The sequence below is a fragment of the Streptomyces sp. SID8352 genome (genome assembly GCF_009862265.1).
Taxonomy (GTDB): Bacteria; Actinomycetota; Actinomycetes; order Streptomycetales; family Streptomycetaceae; genus Streptomyces.
This window is the reverse complement of sequence record NZ_WWGX01000115.1, coordinates 81,163-99,665: the sequence shown is the minus strand read 5'-3', so window position 1 is coordinate 99,665 and position 18,503 is coordinate 81,163. Positions and strand designations below refer to the sequence as shown.

Here is an 18,503-nt window from a genome sequence, read left to right as displayed (position 1 = left end):
AGAAGAGAGCAGGACCGTCATGTCCCGGAACAAGCGCACCGTCGAGACCTACCTGGACGGGTTTCGCAGGAACGACCACGAGCAGATCCTCTCCTGTCTGACCGACGACATCGAGTGGACCGTCTTCGGCGGCTTCCGCCTGACCGGCAAGGAGGCATACGACGCGGCCATCGAGGGGCCCGGCTTCGTACCGCCCCCGCGCCTGGAGGTGGTGCGCATGGTCGAGGAGGACGACGTGGTCATGGCGGAGATCACCGGGGAGGTGGAGCGGGACACCGGTGAGGTGATGCGCATGTCCATGGCCGAGGTCTTCCGGATGCGCGACGGCAGGATCTGCGAGCGGCGCGCCTGGGTGATCGAACTCAAGGAGAACGACTACCGCTGACCCCCGTCCGGCGGTGCCCTCGCACGGTGCCCGCCGGCCGGGGCGCGGTGCCGTGCCCGCACGGGGGCGGGCACGGCACCGCGCGGCGCGTGCCCGTCCGCACGCGCCCGCGGGTCAGCCGGTGCCGGCGCTCCCGCGGTCGTGGACGACGACGCCGTCCAGGATGGTGAGGTCGATGGGGAGCGCGGGTATGTCGTGCGGGTCGGTGGCGCGCAGGTCGCCGCCGAGCACGCACAGGTCGGCCACCTTGCCCGGCTCGATGCTGCCCTTCCACTCCTCGGCGAAGTCCTGCCGCGCGGCGTTGACGGTGTAGGCGCGCAGCGCCGTCTCCAGGGTGACGCGCTGCTCGGGGCCGCTGACCCGCCCCGTCGCCTTGGACTCGCGCAGCAGCATCGCGGCCACGCCGCGCCGCCAGTTGGGCTCGGTGATCGGGGCGTCCGAGCCGACGCAGACCGGGATGCCGGCCTCGGCGGCGGACCGCACCGGCCACTGGTAGTCCGAGCGGGCGCTGCCGACGATGTCGTCCATCAGGTCGGCGATGGTCCACTTGATGGCCGGGTTCATGTTGACGCCGTACCCGTGCGCGGCCAGCTTCGCCAGGCTCTTGGCCGAGGCGAAGTCGCCGTGGATGATGTAGTGCCGGGCGTCCGGCCGGGGGTGGGCCGACTGGGCGGCGGCGAAGGCGTCGACGACGGTGTCGATGCCCCGGTCGCCGGTGACGTGCACGCCCAGTTGGTGGCCGGCGGCGTGGGCGACCCGGATCATCTCGGTCAGCTCCGCCGCCTTGAGCCCGGCGTCCGCGCCGTGCACGCAGAGCGCGCCGTGGCCGCCGCCCTCGTACGGCTCGTGCATCCACGCGGTCTCGTTGGGCGGGACCCCGTCGGCGAACATCTTGACGCCGATCACGGCCAGCCGCTGGGGGTCCACGTCGTCGGGCAGGCCGAGTCCCCTGAGCCCCTCGGTCACCTCCGCCGCCGAGCCGCCCATCGGCGCGGGCAGCAGCAGTACCCGGACGCGACAGGCCAGTTCGTCGGCGCGGGCCAGTTCGACGTAGGCGTGCAGGGTGGCGGTGTCGAGGCCGCCGCCGAGGATCTCCGCGCCGCCGGGGCCGAGGCCCGGCTCCGTGTAGCTGGTGATGCCCTCGGCGTGCAGCGCCGCCACGGCGCTGCGGATGGCCTCCTTGCGCTGCTCCACGGTCGCGGGCGGGACCAGGCCGGTCACCAGGGCCTGCGCGGTCTCCTTGAGGATGCCGGTGGGCTCGCCGTCCGCGTCGACGTCGATGACGCCGCCCGCCGGGGGCTCGGTGGAGCGGGTGATCCCGGCGAGTTCGAGGGCCCGGGAGTTGACCCAGACCATGTGGCCGGAGAAGTCGGTGAGGCAGACGGGGTGGTCGGGGGCGACGGCGTCCAGGTCGGCGCGGTGCGGCCGGCGCGACGGGTCGGCCAGGCACTCGGCCAGGTAGCCGACGTCCCAGCCCAGTCCGGTGATCCACTCGCCGGGAGGAGCGGCGGCAGCCGCCGCGCGCACCGCCTCGGCGGTGTCGGCGATGGACTCCACCGCCGGGTGGCCCAGGGCCAGGGCGAACGGCGGGCTGGTCAGCGCCCAGGCGGCGGCGTGCAGATGGGAGTCGTTGATGCCGGGCAGCACGGTGCGTCCGGCCAGGTCGACGGTCCGGGTGCCGGGGCCGGCGAGGGCCCGGATCTCGGCGTCGGTGCCGACGGCGAGGACACGGCCGTCCCGGACGGCGACCGCTTGCGCGACGGAGAACGCCTCGTCGATGGTCAGCACGTCGCCGCCGGTCAGGATGAGGTCCGCGGTCTGAGGCATCGGTGACCTTTCTGCCTGGTGAAGGGATGTCGGGGTGGGGAGGGGCGCCCGGCCCGGAGCGGAACGCCCCGCCAGGGGCGCGGTGCCGGGCCCGGGGGAGGGGCCGGGCCGGGGCGGCGGTGCGTCGGCGGGCCCGGCGACGGCGGGGTGGACGGGCGGGGTCGGCCCCCGGTGGCCGGGGGTGGACCGTGCCCGAGCGGTACGTCCGTACGTGCGGGTCGGGCCGCCGACGGGTCGGCCCGGCCGGTGCGCGCGGGGTGCGTGCGCGTGGGGTGGTGCGCGCCGGTGGTCCGGTCGTGCACCGGGCCCGGCCGGGTCAGAGGCCGAGTACCCGGCGGAGCCAGGAGAGGCGCGCGGCGAGGGCGGCCCGGGTGATCTCGTGGTCCGGGGCGAACACGTCGAAGCCGTGGAACGCCCCCTGCCAGATGTGCAGTTCGGCCCGGCCCCCGGCCGCCCAGATACGGGAGGCGTAGGCCACGTCCTCGTCGCGGAAGAGTTCGGCGCTGCCCGCCTCGACGAAGGCGGGCGGCAGGCCGGACAGGTCGCCGGCGCGCGAGGGGGCGGCGTAGGGCGACACCCCGGCCGCCGGGTCGCCCGCCCGTTCGCCCAGCAGCGCCCGCCAGGCGAGGATGTTCATCTCCCGCTGCCAGGTGCCGCTGCCGTCGTACTGGTGGCTGGAGACGGTGGTGTTGGTGTCGTCCAGCATCGGGCACAGCAGCAACTGCCCCGCCGGCACCGGTCCCCCGCGGTCGCGCGCCAGGAGGCAGACCCCGGCGGAGAGCCCGCCCCCGGCGCTGCCGCCCATGACGACCAGCCGGCCGGGGTCGACGCCGAGTTCCGCCGCGTGCCCGGCCATCCAGCGGAACCCGGCGTAGCAGTCCTCCACCGGCGCGGGGTCGGGGTGTTCGGGGGCGAGGCGGTACTCCACGTTGACGGCGACGACGCCGAGTTCCTCGACGAGGTCCGCGAGGCGCGCGGTGTCCTGGTGGCGGTGGCCGCTGATCATGCCGCCGCCGTGGATGTTGAACAGCCCCGGGACCGGTCCGGCGGCGCCCCGCGGGCGCAACACGGTGACGTCGAGCGGCGGCGCGCCCTCGGGACCGGGGACGGTCCGCTCCTCGGCGTCGATGGCGCGGCCGCCGATGACCTCGGCGACCGTCGGCAGCGGGATGGCCGACGCGGAGTCGCGGACCGCGGCGACGCCGTCGGGGGAGGGGGCGGGCCCCTCGGCGCGGGGCATCGCGTCGAGGACGGCGCCGAGCGCGGGATCGAAGGGGACGGGGGTGACGCGCATGGTGCTCCCTCGGGGCGGGTCGGACGGGTGGCGGCGGGTGGTCACCGCGGTGCGGCGAAGGTCAGGGCCCGCGCGGGGTTGTCGACCATGATGGTGTGCAGGGCCTCCTCGGCCACGCCGAGCCGCCCCAGCGCGGGCAGGAAGTGGCGCGGGATGTAGTCGTACCCGTGGCCGCCGTACTTCTTGAGCTGGATCTTCTGGCAGACGTCGTGGCCCAGGAGGATCTGCTCCGTGTGGCCTTGCTCCACCAGTTCGGCGACGCCCCGGGCGGTCTTGTGGTCGCTGGTGAGGAACAGGTGCCCCCAGGGGCTTCCGGGGGAGGCGAGGAAGTCGAACTCGACGAAGACGCCCCGCTCCAGCACGCGCCGGCCGAGCGCCGGGTCGGCGAGGATCTCCCCGGCGTGGCCCAGCACGATGCTGGAGGGGTCGACACCCTCCTCCGCGAGGATGTCGAGGACCCGGAGCTTGTCCTCGCCGACGCCGCCGACGTGGAAGGTGACCGGCGCGCCCGTCGCCCTGCTGGCCCGTCCGCTGGCCCGGACGCTCTTGAGTTCGCCGTCGGTCAGCGGCGCGGTCTCCGCGCCGACCTCCCCGATGATGCCGGAGCGCACCCCGGTGCCGTCGGCGCCGAGCACGATGTCGCGCACGATGGTGTCGGCCAGTTCGTCGACGCCGCGCCGGGAGAAGTCCGCCGGGTGGAAGGTCGGCGTGTACCAGCCGCCGCCCATCACGACGGTGAGCCCGGAGGCCAGGGAGAGCCGCCGCAGGGCCTCCGGGTCCCGGCCCAGGCCGATGGGGGAGACCTCGACCAGGGTTCCGCCGCCGCTGTGGGCGAAGGCGAGCACCTCCGTCAGCATCTCGTCGAAGTCGCCCATCACGTCGTTGTCGGCGTTGGGGCGGCCCTGCCGGGTGCGGGCCAGGTTGGCGGAGGTGAGCGGCTCGGCGGCCTCGGGGGAGTCCTCGCCGGGCCGGTGGAACCGGGGCGGGCGGCGCAGGTCGACGAAGACGTGCTCGTGCATGAGCGTCGGGCCGAGCGTCGCCGGGTCGACGGGGCCGGTGACGCTCAGGACCCGCCCGGAGAGGTCGGGGATCTCGAAGGGGTGGCGGCTCACGCGTCGGTCCTTTGCTCGGCGATGGTCAGCAGCCGTCCCGGGTTGCGCACCGTGACGGTCTCGACGAGGGCGTTGTCCGCCCCGAGCATCCGCAGGTAGGGGACGAACTGTTGGAGGAGGAAGCCGTAGCCGCCCCCGCCGTGGGCGAGCAGCCCCGCCTTGGAGTCGATGCCCTGGGACAGCAGGACCCGTCCGGCGTGACCCCGCCGGGCCAGCTCCAGCACGGCGGCGGCCACGTCCTGGTCGTCGCTGGCACTGGCCGCCGAGGGCAGTCGGCCCAGCCGGTCGAACTGGACGAACACCCCTCGCTCCAGCAGGGGTTCGAGGTCGTCGGGGCGGGGGGAGAGCGCGTCGCAGCCACCGACGGCGACGCGGCCGAGATCCGCGCCCTCCTCGGCCAGCAGGTCGAGGACGTGCCGCTGGACGCCGGGGTCGGCGGAGCGGCGGAGCGAGACGGCGGCGCCGGTGGCGGCCGAGGCGCGGGCCGCGGCGGCGAGGACGGCGCGCTCGGCGGGCTCCCGGGGATCGAGGGCGCCGAGCTGTCCGATCACACCGGCGCGGACGCCGCCCACGCCCTCCGTGAGGTCGCGGACGAACTCCTCGGTGAGCTCCTCCGCGGACTCCCCCGCACGGACTCCGCCCCACGCGGGGTGGTGACGGCCGGTGCCCATGACGACGGTGACGCCCGAGGACTCGGAGATCCGGCGCAACCCGGCCGGATCGCGCCCCAGTTGGGCAGTGGTGAGGTCCACCAGAGTGCCGCCACCGGCCAGCCGGAACGCGGCGGCCTCCTCGGCTGCGACCTGCTCGTCGCCGAGCAGCCAGTTGTCCCGGTTGGGGACGCCCAGGGCGATGTCACCGAGCAGGCCCATCGTCAACGGCGCCCGGTAGAAGGAGATCCGGGTCGCGGTGGCCGGGCGGGTACGGCCCGAGGCCGCCCAGGAGTCCGCGGTGTCCCCGGGCGGGGCGGTATCGCTCAGCAGGTGTTCATGGGGGAGCACCGCGCCCAGCGTGTCCGGCGCGACCTCGCCGGTGACGGTGACGACGGTCCCCCCGGGCAGCGGCACGGGGGCCGGCGCACCGGCCGTCCCCGCCGTCGAGTCGGTAGTGGACATGCGGTCACGCTAACAGATGAGATACCTGATCGTATACGATTAGGCGGGCCGGATTTCACGGTCACGGCTCACGCCTCACCGGTCCGGGACCGTGGCGTTCGGCGGTGCCCTCCCCGGCGCCGTGGCGCGGCGTCCCGGGCGGGTTCGATGTCCGTGCGGTGCCCATGGTCCGTGCGGGAACGGGGGCCTGTCGGCACGTCCGTCCGCGGGGCGGTGCGGGGCGCCCCGGAGCCCGCCCGCGAACGGAACCGCCCCCTGGGGGGGAGTCCCCCTCAAAGGGTCGGTGCCGATGAGGGCGGGGAGCGCGCGGGCACGTTCGGCTCGGGCCACCGGGACCCGCGCGTACCGAAGCCCCTCCGTCGCTCCGGGCCGCGCGGCCGGTTCCCGGGGACCGCCGGGCCGTTCCGGGGCCGCTGCCGGACCTGCCGGACCTGCCGGACCTGCCGGACCTGCCGGACCTGCCGGACCTGCCGGACCTGCCGGACCTGCCGGACCTGCCGGACCCGCCGGACCCGCCGGGACCGTCCGCCCCGCCGCGCTACTCGCCGGACTGCGACCGGTGCAGCGCCTCCGCCGTCGCGATCTTGTGCGCGCAGGCCACCCGCTCGATCTCCTGGGCGCCCGCCCGCTCCCCGATCAGCTCCAGCAGCCGCTCGTGCTCCTCGACGGACCGGCGGGCCCGCCCCGGGACATGGCTGAAGGTGGAGCGGCGCATGTGGTCCAGCCGGGCCCACTCCGCCTCCAGCAGCGACACCAGATGGGCGTCCGGGCAGTGCTCGTAGAGCGAGAAGTGGAACTCCCGGTTGAGCGCGGTGAAGGAGGCGGGGTCGAAGTCCTCCAGCGCCGTGGTCATCCGGGCGTTGATCCGCCGGGAGCGCTGGATGTGCCGCGCCGTCATGTGCGGGGCGGAGATCGCCGTCGCGTACCCCTCCAGGCGGGCCAGCACGTGCAGCGAGTGCTCCACCTGGGCGGCGTCGAAGACGGCCACCCGGGCGCCGATGTTGCGGACGACCTCGACGAGCCCGTCGGACTGGAGCCTGCGCAGCGCCTCGCGCAGCGGGATGGTGCTGACCCCGGTCTCGCGCGCCAACTGGCTGAGGACCAGCCGGTAGCCGGGACCGTAGGTCCCGTCGAGGATGCGCGAACGCAGCAGCTCGTAGCTGACCTCGGCCTTCGAGCCCGTGGCCCGGGCCTGCTTCTCCGTGGCACTCATAGGTGTTCCCCTACCCCGGGCCGGGCGGACGCGGCGCGGCCACCCGGCCCATGCACTCGTACTCTCACCGCGCAAGGACCTCAAGGACTGTACGGCGGAACTCCTCACCGGCGAGAACCTGGAGGTGGTCGCCGGGCACCGTGATCAGCTCGGCCCCGTCGACGAGCCCGGCGACCCGCTCGATGCCCCGGGTCATCATGTCCTGCTCCCCGACGACGAGGACCGGCGGCGTGGCGCCGTCCCAGGAGCCCGGGGCGAAGGGCGTGCCGCGCAGCCCCTCGACGCAGAGCGCGAGGCCCGCGGCCCGCTCCCCGTGCGCGCCCACCATGCCCGCTATGGCCCCGGTGAAGGGGTCGGCGGGCGGCGTCCCGTCGGCCACCGCGCGGTGCAGCGCCGCCACGTCCACCGCCTCGAAGGGCTCCGCGGGGCTCAGCCCGCCCAGCACCGCCCGCCGCACCCGGCCCGGGGCCGCCGCGGGCAGCTCCCAGGCGAGCCGGGCGCCCAGCGAGTAGCCGACGACGTCGAACTCCCCGGCCCCGGACTCGTCCAGCACCGTGACCAGATCGCGGGCCTGGGCGTCGGCACCGGCCTCGGCGGCCCCGGCCGGCGCCGGGCTCTGCCCGTGGCCCCGGAGATCGGGCACCAGCACCGTGCGCCCGGCGTCGGCCAGTGCCGCGGCGATGCCGGTGTCCACCCAGTCCCGCCCCCCGTCGGAGCCGAAGCCGTGCACGAGCAGGACGGGCGGCTTCCCGGAGGGGGAGCCGGGAGTGAACGTACGGACGGTCAGACCGGTGCGACTCTGCATCTCTCGCGCCTCTCGCATCGAGTTTCGTATACGATTTGCCATCCTAGCGGTCCGGTGCGCTCGCTGCCATGAATCCGGACGGAGGGCCTTCCCTTCTGGATCGTGGCTGATATCGTATACGATTACTGGACGGATGGTCCGGTGCCGGAGACGGCCCGTGAGCGGGCGAACCGGTCACCGCGAGGACCGCCTCCGTCCGCCGTCCCGCGTCCCCGTCCCACCGGCCCGGCCCGGTGCCGACCGCTCCTCGGCACACGCCCGACGCCGCCCACGCCCCGGGAGAACTCCCATGCCGCATCCGCTGGGAACCCAGCCCTCGAAGATCATCGCCGTCCACCTCAACTACGCCTGCCGGGCGAAGGAGCGCGGACGCGTACCCGACCAGCCCTCCTACTTCCTCAAGCCCCCCTCCTCCCTCGCCGGGACCGGTGACGACCTGGTCCGCCCGCGCGGCTGCGAACTCATGTCCTTCGAGGGCGAGATAGCCCTCGTCATCGGCCGCCGCGCCCACCGCGTCGCCCCCGGACAGGGCTGGGACCACGTCGCCTGGGTCACCGCCGCCAACGACGCGGGCGCCTACGACCTGCGCCACGCGGACCGCGGCTCCAACCTCCGCTCCAAGGGCGCCGACGGCTTCACCCCCCTCGGCCCCCGACTCCTGGACGCCCGCACCCTCGACCCCGCCGCCCTCCGGCTGCGCACCCGGGTCAACGGCGAGACCGTCCAGGACGCCGACACCTCCACCCTCCTCTTCCCCTTCGGCGACCTGGTCGCGGACCTCTCCCGGCTGGTCACCCTCGAACCCGGCGACGTCATCCTCACCGGCACCCCCACCGGCGCCTCCGTCGTCACCCCCGGCGACACCGTCGAGGTCGAGGTCACCACCGCCGACGGTCGGTCCACCGGGGTGCTGCGCAACACCGTCGCCGAGGCCGGTCACGACCTCGCCGCCTGGGGCGCCATGCCCCGCGTCGACGACGCCCTGCGCGCCGACGCCCTGGGCGCCGCCCACATCGCGGAGCCCGCCCTCGATCCCGGACTGGCCCGGGCCCTGAGCGAGGTGGCCACCGCCACCCTCAGCTCCCAGATGCGCAAGCGCGGGCTGCTGCACATGACCATCGACGGCGTGCGCCCCACCGACCCCGCCGCCAAGATGGTCGGCACCGCGCACACCCTGCGCTACCTCCCGCTCCGCGAGGACCTCTTCGCCCGGTACGGCAACGGCATGAACGCCCAGAAGCGCGCCGTCGAGGAACTCCGCCCCGGCCAGGTGCTCGTGATGGACGCCCGCCGCGACCCCACCGCCGGCACCATCGGCGACATCCTCGCCCTGCGCGCCAAGGTCCGGGGGGCCGCGGGCGTCGTCACCGACGGAGCCCTGCGCGACAGCGCCGCCGTGACCGGACTCGGTCTGCCCACCTACTACGCCGCCGAGCACCCCGCCGTCCTCGGCCGCCGCCACGTCCCCTGGGACACCGGCGTGCCCATCGCCTGCGGCGGTGCCCTCGTCCAGCCCGGCGACATCCTCGTCGGTGACGCCGACGGCGTCGTCGTCGTCCCCCCGGACCTGGCCCGCGAACTCGCCACCGAGAGCGCCGAACAGGAGCTCCAGGAGCGCTTCATCGCCGAACGCGTCGCGGACGGAGAGCCGGTCCAGGGCCTCTACCCGCTCGGCCCCTCCTGGCGGTCCGCCTACGAGCAGTGGCGCGACAGCCAGTCCTGACCCACCCGTCCGCACCCCTCCACCCACGGAGCACCCCATGAAGTTCCGCAGCGACCCCGCCACCATCCGCGGCTCCATCGCCCCCGTCGTCACCCCCTTCACCGCCGAGGGCGCCGTCGACCACGACAGCCTGCGCGGACTCATCCGCTGGCAGCTCGAATCCGGCTCGCACGGCATCTCCCTCGGCGGCTCCACCGGCGAGCCGTCCGCCCAGACCACCGCCGAGCGCATCGCCGCCATGCGGACCGTCGCCGACGAGATCGGGGACCGCGTCCCCTTCCTGCCCGGCACCGGCTCCCACAAGCTCGACGAGACCCTGGAGATCACCGCCGCCGCCCGCGACCTCGGCGCCGACGCCGCCCTCGTCATCACCCCGTACTACGCCCGGCCCACGCAGGAAGCGCTCTACCAGTGGTACGCCACGGTGGCCCGCGAGTTCCCCGACCTGCCGCTCGTCGCCTACAACGTGCCCTCCCGCACCGCCGTCGACATCGCGCCGGAGACCGTGCGGCGCCTGTTCACCGACTTCGACAACTTCGTCGGCGTCAAGGAGACCACCAAGGACTTCGAGCACTTCTCCCGCGTCCTGCACGCCTGCGGCCGGGAACTGCTCGTCTGGTCCGGCATCGAGCTGCTCTGCCTGCCGCTGCTCGCCCTCGGCGGCGCGGGCTTCGTCTCCGCCGTGGCCAACCTGGCCCCCACCGCGGTGGCCCGCATGTACGAGCTGTGGGAGGCCGGCGACTTCGACGCCGCCCGGGACCTGCACTACCGGCTCCACCCCCTCGTCGACCTGCTGTTCGTCGAGACCAACCCCGCTCCCGCCAAGTGGGTCCTGGAACAGCAGGGCCTGATCGCCTCCGGCCACGTCCGCCCGCCGCTCACCCCGCCCACCGAGGACGGTCTCACCCGCATCCGCGCCCTGCTCGCCGAGGGCGGCGACCTCACCCAGCAGATCTGACCCACCGAACGGAAGAGACATCCCCATGTCCACCACACCGACCGCGGGCCGCCCCGACGGCCTGCCGGAGCAGATCCGCCACTGGATCGGCGGCGAACTGCTCGACAGCGCCGACGGCCGCACCTTCCCCGTCAGCGACCCCGTCTCCAACGCCCCCTACACCCGGGCCGCCGCCGGCGGCACCGCCGACGTCGACCTCGCCGTCGCCGCGGCCACCGCCGCCTTCCCCGCCTGGTCGAAGCTCGGTAACCGCGAGCGCGCCCGCGTCCTGTACCGCATCGCCGACGCCGTCGAGGCCCGCGAGGAGCGGCTGGCCGCCCTGGAGACCTTCGACTCCGGCCTCCCCATCACCCAGGCCCGGGGCCAGGCCCGCCGCGCCGCCGAGAACTTCCGCTACTTCGGCGACGTGATCGTCGCCCTCGGCGAGGAGGCGTTCCGCGCCGGGGACCAGCAGATCAACTACGTCGTCCGCACCCCCGTCGGCGTCGCCGGACTGATCACGCCCTGGAACACCCCGTTCATGCTGGAGAGCTGGAAGCTGGCCCCCGCGCTGGCCTCCGGCTGCACCCTCGTCCTCAAGCCCGCCGAGTGGACCCCGCTCTCCGCCAGCCTGTGGCCCGAGATCCTCGACGAGGCCGGCGTCCCCTCGGGCGTCGTCAACATCGTCCACGGCATCGGTGAGGAGGCCGGCCAGGCCCTCGTCGACCACCCCGGCGTGCCGCTGATCTCCTTCACCGGCTCCACGGACACCGGCCGCCACATCGTCCGCAGCTCCGCCGCGCACCTGAAGACCACCTCCATGGAGCTGGGCGGCAAGTCCCCGGTCGTCCTCTTCGCCGACGCCGACCTGGACGCCGCGCTGGACTCCGTCCTCTTCGGGGTCTTCTCCCTCAACGGCGAGCGCTGCACCGCAGGCTCCCGCGTCCTGGTGGAACGCCCCGTCTACGAGGAGTTCACCCGCCGCCTGGCCGAGCGGGCCGAGCGCGTCAAGGTCGGCCCGCCCTCCGACCCGGCCACCGAGGTCGGCGCCCTCGTCCACGCCGAGCACTACGCCCGCGTGCTGGACTACGTGGAGATCGGCCGCCAGGAGGCCAGGCTGGTCGCGGGCGGCGAGCGCCCCGCCCACCTGTCCGGGGGCAACTACCTCCAGCCCACCGTCTTCGCCGACGTCCCCCGCGACGCCCGGATCTTCCAGGAGGAGATCTTCGGTCCCGTCGTCGCCGTCGCCCCCTTCGACGACGAGGCCGAGGCCGTGGAACTGGCCAACGCCACCGAGTTCGGACTCGCCGCCTACGTGTGGACGTCCGACCTCAAGCGCGGCCACCGCATCGCCCACGCCGTCGAGTCCGGCATGGTGTGGATCAACTCCCACAACGTCCGTGACCTGCGGACTCCCTTCGGAGGCGTGAAGTCCTCCGGCCTCGGCCGCGAGGGCGGAGCGCATAGTATCGACTTCTACACCGAGTCGAAGATCGTCCACGTGATGCTCGGCGAGGCCCACACCCCCCGCTTCGGTGCGTCCTGACCGTTAGGAGCCGTACTCATGACCACCCCTCCCGACGTCGTCCGCTCCGCATACGCCCAGCTGGTCGTCACCGACCTGGACCGGGCCCGCTGGTTCTGGGTCGACATGCTCGGCTTCCACGTCCAGTACGAGGACGCGTCCCTGCTCTGCCTGCGCGGGACCGACGAACTCACCCACCACTCCCTGGTGCTCCGCAAGGGTGACGTCGCGGCCCTGGACCACCTGTCCTACCGGGTCCGCACCCCCGAGGACGTGGACCGCGCCGAGGAGTACTTCACCGCGCTCGGGCTGCCCGTCCGCCGCGTCCCCCGGGGCGCCGGGACGCCGGGCGTCGGGGACGCCGTCCGGGTCGTCGACCCGCTGGGCTTCCCCATCGAGTTCTTCCACGAGATCGACCGCGCCGAGCGCCTGATCCAGCGCTACGACCTGCACCGCGGTGCCCAGATCGCCCGCCTGGACCACTTCAACATCTGCACCCCCGACATACCCGCCGCCTACGCCCACTACAAGGCGCTCGGCTTCGGCTGCTCGGAGACCATCGAGGGCGACGAGCACGAGCTGTACGCGGCCTGGATGTACCGCAAGCAGACCGTCCACGACGTCGCCTTCACCGGCGGCGCCGGACCCCAGCTGCACCACGTGGGCGTGGCCACCCACGAGTCCCACCAGGTGCTGCGCACCGCCGACCTGTTCGGCGCCCAGCGCATGGAGCACCACATCGAGCGCGGCCCCGGCCGGCACGGCGTCTCCAACGCCTTCTACCTCTATCTGCGCGACCCGGACGGCCACCGCGTGGAGATCTACACCTCCGACTACTACACCGGCGACCCCGACCACGAGACCTACCGGTGGAACGTCCACGACGACCGCCGCCGGGACTTCTGGGGCAACGCCGTGATCGAGTCCTGGTACAAGGAGGCCTCCCCGGTCCTCGACCTCGACGGTCACCCCCAGCCCGTCGTGGAGTCGGCACTGGACGAGTCCGCGGTGCAGGTCGGCGCAGACGGCCTCGGCATCGTCGACCCGTCCAAGCCCGAGGACTGATCCCCGCCCGGGGGCACGGCCGCCCGGCCGCCCCGGGCCCGGAGGGCCGGACGCACCACGCGTCCGGCCCTCCGGCGTGCCCGGGGGCGCGGGGCGCGGATGTGCGCGCGTGAGGGGGCGTGGGCGGTGCCCGGATGCGCGGTGGACCGGGTGCGTGGGTGCGCGGGTGCGCGGGTGCCCCGAGGGCCCGGTCCGCGGGCGATCGGGTGTCCGGTGGACCGGGTGTCCGGGGCGTCCGGTGGCCTGGGCGGTCGTCGGGGCCGGGTGGGCGGGTGTCCATCGGCGTCGTGAGCGCTCCCAGGGGACGGGACGCGCCGCGGCGGCGCCCGCCGTCCGTCCTCTCCCCGCCGTGTGCGCCCTGTCCCTGCCCTGGGTGCCCTGCGCGTCCCCGGGCCGTGGACCGGCGTACGCACGGCACACGGGGCGCCCGTGCACGGGCGCCGCCCGCCGGGCCCGGGGGAGTGGTGCGTCGCACCCGTCGGCCGCCGTCCACCGACCCGGCGCGGTCGTGGCCTCCGGCACCCGTTGCCCGTCCCCCCGGTGGCGTGCGGTGGCGATGCGCGGTGCCGGCCCGGCCGGAACCGTACCCGCCGGGGCCGACCCGGCCGGGACAGTTCCCGCCGGGCCGACCCGGCCGGAACCGTACCCGCCGGGCAGGGAAAGGCCGCTGCCGCCGGGGGTGGACCGGCGGCAGCGGGGTCGGGAAGCGCGGGGAGCAGGGGCGTGGGGGAGGGGCTCAGCCTCCTGTGGTGCGCGGGTCGGCGGGAGTGCCGGGACGGGCGTCCGCCACGAGGACCGTCTCCCCGGCGTGGCGCAGCCGCGGGCGGACCGCGCCCCACACCAGGACGCAGGCGGCGGCGCAGGCGACGGCCATGGTCACCGCCATGGTCACCTCCACCGAGCCGCCCATCGCGGCCAGCGGCGCCACGACGGGGCCGACGGCGAAGCTCGACATGCCGAGCAGGGCGGCCGCGGTGCCGGCCCGCTCCCCGTGCCCCGACAGGGCGAGGGTGGAGCTGTTCGGGCTGATCACGCCGTAGCAGAACAGCACCAGGGCCAGGACCACGAGCAGCGGCACCAGCCCGAACCCGCCGAGGACCGTGCCCAGCAGGGCCAGCGCGGCGACCGCGGTCGCCGTCGTGCCCACCACGTACATCCGCGCCGGACCGGCCCGCCGGACGAGCGCCCGGTTGAACAGCGAACCCGCCATCGCGACGACCGCGTTCACCGCGAAGACGACGCCGAACGCCTGGGGGCTGAGCCGGAAGCCGTCCTGGAGCACGAAGCTGATCGACGCCAGGTAGGTGAAGAACGCCGTTCCCGTGCACGCCCCGACCAGCAGGTAGCAGACGAACAGCCGGTCGCGCAGCACCGTGCCGAAGCGCCGCCCGGTGTCCGCGAGCCCGCCCCGGTGGCGCTGCCCGGCCGGCAGCGTCTCGGGCAGCAGCGTGCCCGCGACGACCACCAGGACCGCGCCGACCCCGGCGAGGACCACGAAGAGGCCCCGCCAGTCCAGCACGGCCGCGAGCTGGCCGCCCGCGACCGGTGCCAGGACCGGCGCCAGCGCCCCCACCAGCCCGAGCAGGCTCAGCAGCCGGGCCAGTTCGATGCCGGAGGCGATGTCCCGGGCGGCGGCGAGCGCCACCACGACGCCCGCCGAGCCGCTGACCCCCTGCAGGAACCGCAGCACCAGCAGGATCTCGATGCTCGGCGCGAACGCGCACAGCAGCGAGAACACCGTGAACAGCGCGACGCCCCACACCAGGGGCCGCCGCCGGCCCAGCCGGTCGCTGAGCGGGCCCGCCACGAGCTGTCCGAAGGCCAGCCCGAGCATGCACACCGACATCGACGCCTGGGCGAGGCTGTCACTGGTGTGCAGGTCCTTGGCGAGCTGCGGCAGCAGCGGCATGGACAGGTCCATCGACAGCGGTCCGAAGACTTCCATCGAGCCCAGGACGAACGCGGCGCGGCGCGCGCTCATGACGCGCGCGCCGCTCGCCGTGGCCGTGGTCACCCGGACCGGCCGGCGGTGCCGAGGACGCGCCGCATCCACGACTCCCGGGCGGCCACCGCGCTCCGGGACACCTCGGTGTCCGGCGAGAAGCCGGTGAAGCCGTGGTAGCCGCCCGCCCAGACGTGCAGTTCGGCGGCGCCGCCCGCCTCCCAGATGCGGGTGGCGTAGTCGACGGCCTCGTCGCGGAACACCTCGGCCGCGCCGACCGAGACGTACGCGGGCGGCAGACCGGACAGGTCCCCGGCGCGGGCGGGAGCCGCGTAGGGCGACACCTCGGCGGTTCCCCGTCGGGCGCCGAGCAGCGCCGTCCAGGCGGTGTCGTTGTTGTTGCGGTCCCAGATGCCGATGCCGTCGTACTGGCGGCTGGAGACCGTGTCGTTGCGGTCGTCGAGCATCGGGCAGTCGAGGATCTGCCCGGCGAGCGCGGGGCCGCCCCTGTCGCGGGCCATCAGGGCGACGGCCGCGCTCAGGCCCCCGCCCGCGCTCGCTCCGCCGACCACGATGCGGGCGGGGTCGACGCCGAGCGCTGCCGCGTGCTCGGCGAACCAGACGAGCCCCGCGTAGCAGTCCTCCGCGGCGGCGGGCGCCGGGTGCTCGGGGGCGAGCCGGTACTCGACGGTCACGGCGACCGCGCCGTACGCCAGTACGTCCTCGACCAGCCCGGCGACGCCGAACAGCCGGTTCCCGAGGATCATGCCGCCGCCGTGGATGCCGTAGAGGCCGGGCGCGTCGCGGGCGCCGCCCCGGGGGCTGAGCACCGTCAGCTCCACGTCCGGCGCCCCCGCGGGGCCGGGCACGGTGCGGTGCGCGTACTCCACCGGCCGGTCGCCGATGACCTCCTCTACGGGGGGCACCAGGGTGGCGAAGTGCGCGCGGTTGGCCAGGATGGTGTCGGCCCGCAGCGGTATCCCCTCGATGAGGTCGCGGCACGCCGCCAGCCCCGGTTCGAGTTGCGGGTCGTAGGGGACGGGAATCATCGGCTGCTCCTGGGAGAGGGCGGGACGGGGACGGCGGGCACGGTCAGGGGCCCTCGGGGTCCACGACGCCGCGGTCCACCCAGAACGGCTCGACCAGGGCGCGCAGTTCCTCGGCCCCGACCCGCCGCACCAGGTCCAGGGCGCCGATGTTCTGCCGCACCTGCTCCAGCCGGGTGGCGCCGACGAGCGTCGTGGCGTTGGCGGGGTGGGTGAGCGTGAAGGCGACGGCCACCTGGGCGGGCGTGGCGCCGAGTTCCTCCGCGAGCGCGGTGATGCCCGGGACGGTCGCCACGATCGCCTCGCGGATCGAGCCGGGGTCGCGGCCGATCTCCCGGTCGGGCGAGGTGCGGCCGGCCAGGATGCCGCCCTCCAGCACGTCCGAGGCCTGCATGCTGAACCCGGAGCCGAACAGCTCGGCGAACGGCGCGCCGTCCGGGATCGAGCGCCGCGCGAGGCTGTACTTCAGCTGCGCGATCTGCGGTCCGTCGACGCCCCGCTCGGCGGCGATGCGGCGCAGCGCGTGGATGTTCGACGCCGACCAGTTGTTGACGCCCCAGGCCCGGATCAGCCCGGCCCGGGTGAGCGCCGACAGGTCGTCGACCAGGTCCTCCAGCCGTACGTCGTCGCGGCGCAGATCGCCGAGGATCACCAGGTCGGCGTGGTCGAGACCGGTGCGCAGGAAGGCGTTCTTGAGCTGCGGGCCGAAGCCGTCCTCGCCGAAGGCCTCGATCCAGAGCTTCACCGAGGCGAGGTACGAGTCCCGGGGTGCTCCGGTGGCGCGCATGATCGAGCCCCAGAGCACGTCGGTGAAGACCGGGGGCATGCCGGGCATGGCGTAGACGCCGACGTCGAAGAGGTTGACGCCCTCGTCCATGGCGTGGCGGACCATGGTGACGGCGTCCGCGAAGTCCATCCGGTCGAAGGTGTGCCACGAGCCGAGGGAGAGCGCGGAGGCCTCCAGCTCGCTGGTGCCGATGCGGTGGCGGGGCAGCGGTGCGGTGGTCATGGGTGGGGCCTTTCGTCGGTGGCTCGACCGGGCGTCCGCCCGGCCGCGGGGCGGGCGGGACGGCGGGCCGTCGAGTCGGTGGGGCGGTGCGCCGCGTGGTCGGTGCGCCGCGCAGTGCCGTGCTGAGCGGTGCGCTGCTGTGCCGGGCCGTGCGTTCGGGCGCGGGGTCGGGCGGGCACGGTCGTGCGGGAAGTCGGCCGGTGGGGCGGTCACTCGCCACGGCACTGCACGGCACGGCACGGCGAAGCGCGGTGCGGGTCGCCGGGAGGGCCGGGTGGCCGGGTGGCCGGGGCGGGCGGCCGGGTCAGGGGAGGCGGGGGTCGACGACCGCCTTGATCTCCTCGTGGCGGCTCATCGCGGCGATCCGCTCGGACGCCCCGGACAGGCCGACGGGCGCGCCGAAGAGCCGGTCCCAGGGCATGCGGTCGGCGAAGGAGGAGAAGAAGCCGATGGCGTCGTGGTAGTCGGCGATGTCGCCGTTGAGCGAGCCGATGACGTTCAGCTCCTTGCCCATCACCGTGCCCATCGGCACCGGCTCGGAGACCGGTCCGGTGCTGCCCACGATCACCACCCGACCGCGCTGCGCCGCCATCTCCACGGCCTCCCGGCCCACCGAGGGGGCTCCCGCGAAGTCGAGGACCAGGTCGGCGCCCCGGCCGCCGGTCAGCTCCCGTACCCGGGAGACGGCGGCTTCCGAGCCGTCGGCGATGTCGACCGTCTCGTCGGCGCCGAACTCCCGGGCCAGCGCCAGCCGCGCCGGGGGAGCGCCCACGGTGATCACGCTGCCGGCGCCGCTGATGCGGGCGACGGCGGTCGCGAACAGCCCGAGCGCTCCCGAGCCCTGCACGACGACCCGGGAGCCGGGACGGACCCCGCCCGCCCGGGAGAAGGCCCGCAGCACGGTCTTCGCCGCGCAGCCCGCCATCGCGGCCCAGGTGTCCGGGATGTCCCCGGGCAGCAGCAGCTTGGCCGCCCGCGGCACCACGTAGGCGTACTCGCTCAGCCCCGCCGTGGCGAACGGCGGCACGTCGGAGCGCTGGAGGAAGCCGTAGCCGCGCTCGGAGCAGGCGACCGGCTCACGCAGCACGGCGCAGCCGTGGCAGGCGCCGCAGGTCGACTCGGACCAGCCGATGCGGTCGCCGACGGTCAGTTCACGGCCCAGCGCGTCGCGGGTGTCCTCCCCGACGGCGACGATCTCACCGACCATCTCGTGGCCGAGGACCATCGGCAGCATGCCCGGGAAGCTCATCTTGCCGGACCAGATCTCGATGTCGGTGCCGCACAAGGTCGTGCAGACGATGCGCACCAGGGCGGCGCCCGGTTCCGGCTTGGGGGGCAGGGGCAGTTCGGTGAGGTCCAGCGCGGCGCCGTGCGCGGTGAGGACGGCTGCGCGGGTCGACGAGGGAATGTCCATCGGAACTCCTTTTGAATCGAGCGTTTCGGGGGCTCGACGATGCGTTAGTCTACGGACGTTGATTTAAATGTCGAGACCCTGAGAGCAACGA

Annotated in this window: 15 protein-coding genes; 5 read left to right on the top strand and 10 right to left on the bottom strand. The window is 74.6% G+C overall.

Annotated elements, in window-relative coordinates:
* Window positions 1-19: 19 nt before the first annotated feature.
* Window positions 20-385, top strand: coding sequence for a nuclear transport factor 2 family protein (locus GTY84_RS32635; protein WP_161230045.1), 366 nt, complete (start codon window positions 20-22; stop codon window positions 383-385).
* Between the two features lie 114 nt (window positions 386-499).
* Here GTY84_RS32635 and GTY84_RS32630 read toward each other — a convergent pair whose 3' ends face one another.
* The 6 genes from GTY84_RS32630 to GTY84_RS32600 form a co-directional block, all read right to left on the bottom strand.
* Window positions 500-2,212, bottom strand: a complete 1,713-nt coding sequence (locus tag GTY84_RS32630) for an amidohydrolase (RefSeq protein WP_161230044.1) — start codon at window positions 2,210-2,212, stop codon at window positions 500-502.
* A gap of 316 nt (window positions 2,213-2,528) precedes the next feature.
* On the bottom strand, window positions 2,529-3,506 hold the full coding sequence (locus GTY84_RS32625; RefSeq protein WP_161230043.1) for an alpha/beta hydrolase: 978 nt from the start codon (window positions 3,504-3,506) through the stop codon (window positions 2,529-2,531).
* Between the two features lie 41 nt (window positions 3,507-3,547).
* Window positions 3,548-4,618: an aryldialkylphosphatase gene (locus GTY84_RS32620; protein ID WP_161230042.1), complete on the bottom strand. Its 1,071-nt coding sequence runs from the start codon at window positions 4,616-4,618 to the stop codon at window positions 3,548-3,550.
* Entirely contained in the window at window positions 4,615-5,733 is a 1,119-nt protein-coding gene (locus GTY84_RS32615) for a phosphotriesterase (RefSeq protein WP_161230041.1), read from the bottom strand. The genes GTY84_RS32620 and GTY84_RS32615 overlap by 4 nt, the downstream gene beginning before the upstream one ends.
* A gap of 538 nt (window positions 5,734-6,271) precedes the next feature.
* Window positions 6,272-6,946: a GntR family transcriptional regulator gene (locus tag GTY84_RS32605; RefSeq protein WP_161230040.1), complete on the bottom strand. Its 675-nt coding sequence runs from the start codon at window positions 6,944-6,946 to the stop codon at window positions 6,272-6,274.
* A 64-nt stretch (window positions 6,947-7,010) separates the two neighbouring features.
* Entirely contained in the window at window positions 7,011-7,769 is a 759-nt protein-coding gene (locus tag GTY84_RS32600; RefSeq protein ID WP_237532921.1) for an alpha/beta hydrolase, read from the bottom strand.
* A 271-nt stretch (window positions 7,770-8,040) separates the two neighbouring features.
* On the opposite strand from GTY84_RS32600, the gene GTY84_RS32595 reads away from it, so the two are divergent.
* From GTY84_RS32595 to hpaD, 4 genes are read left to right on the top strand one after another with little or no spacing between them, the layout of a single operon-like run.
* Window positions 8,041-9,474, top strand: coding sequence for a fumarylacetoacetate hydrolase family protein (locus GTY84_RS32595; protein ID WP_161230039.1), 1,434 nt, complete (start codon window positions 8,041-8,043; stop codon window positions 9,472-9,474).
* Window positions 9,475-9,511: 37 nt separating this feature from the next.
* Window positions 9,512-10,432 carry a 4-hydroxy-tetrahydrodipicolinate synthase gene (gene dapA, locus GTY84_RS32590; protein WP_161230038.1) on the top strand — a complete coding sequence of 307 codons (921 nt, stop codon included), beginning with the start codon at window positions 9,512-9,514 and terminating at the stop codon, window positions 10,430-10,432.
* 25 nt (window positions 10,433-10,457) lie between these two features.
* Window positions 10,458-11,957: a 5-carboxymethyl-2-hydroxymuconate semialdehyde dehydrogenase gene (hpaE, locus tag GTY84_RS32585; RefSeq protein WP_161230037.1), complete on the top strand. Its 1,500-nt coding sequence runs from the start codon at window positions 10,458-10,460 to the stop codon at window positions 11,955-11,957.
* Window positions 11,958-11,975: 18 nt separating this feature from the next.
* On the top strand, window positions 11,976-13,001 hold the full coding sequence (hpaD, locus tag GTY84_RS32580; RefSeq protein ID WP_161230036.1) for a 3,4-dihydroxyphenylacetate 2,3-dioxygenase: 1,026 nt from the start codon (window positions 11,976-11,978) through the stop codon (window positions 12,999-13,001).
* Between the two features lie 736 nt (window positions 13,002-13,737).
* Here hpaD and GTY84_RS32575 read toward each other — a convergent pair.
* The 4 genes from GTY84_RS32575 to GTY84_RS32560 form a co-directional block, all read right to left on the bottom strand.
* Window positions 13,738-14,982 (bottom strand): multidrug effflux MFS transporter, encoded by a 1,245-nt coding sequence (locus GTY84_RS32575; RefSeq protein ID WP_202552532.1) that lies wholly within the window; start codon window positions 14,980-14,982, stop codon window positions 13,738-13,740.
* Window positions 14,983-15,011: 29 nt separating this feature from the next.
* A complete protein-coding gene (locus GTY84_RS32570) occupies window positions 15,012-15,992 on the bottom strand; it encodes an alpha/beta hydrolase (RefSeq protein WP_161230034.1) in 981 nt (326 codons plus the stop codon).
* 43 nt (window positions 15,993-16,035) lie between these two features.
* Window positions 16,036-16,998 (bottom strand): aldo/keto reductase, encoded by a 963-nt coding sequence (locus GTY84_RS32565; RefSeq protein WP_161230033.1) that lies wholly within the window; start codon window positions 16,996-16,998, stop codon window positions 16,036-16,038.
* A 304-nt stretch (window positions 16,999-17,302) separates the two neighbouring features.
* Window positions 17,303-18,412 carry a zinc-binding dehydrogenase gene (locus tag GTY84_RS32560; protein WP_202552531.1) on the bottom strand — a complete coding sequence of 370 codons (1,110 nt, stop codon included), beginning with the start codon at window positions 18,410-18,412 and terminating at the stop codon, window positions 17,303-17,305.
* Window positions 18,413-18,503: the final 91 nt, after the last annotated feature.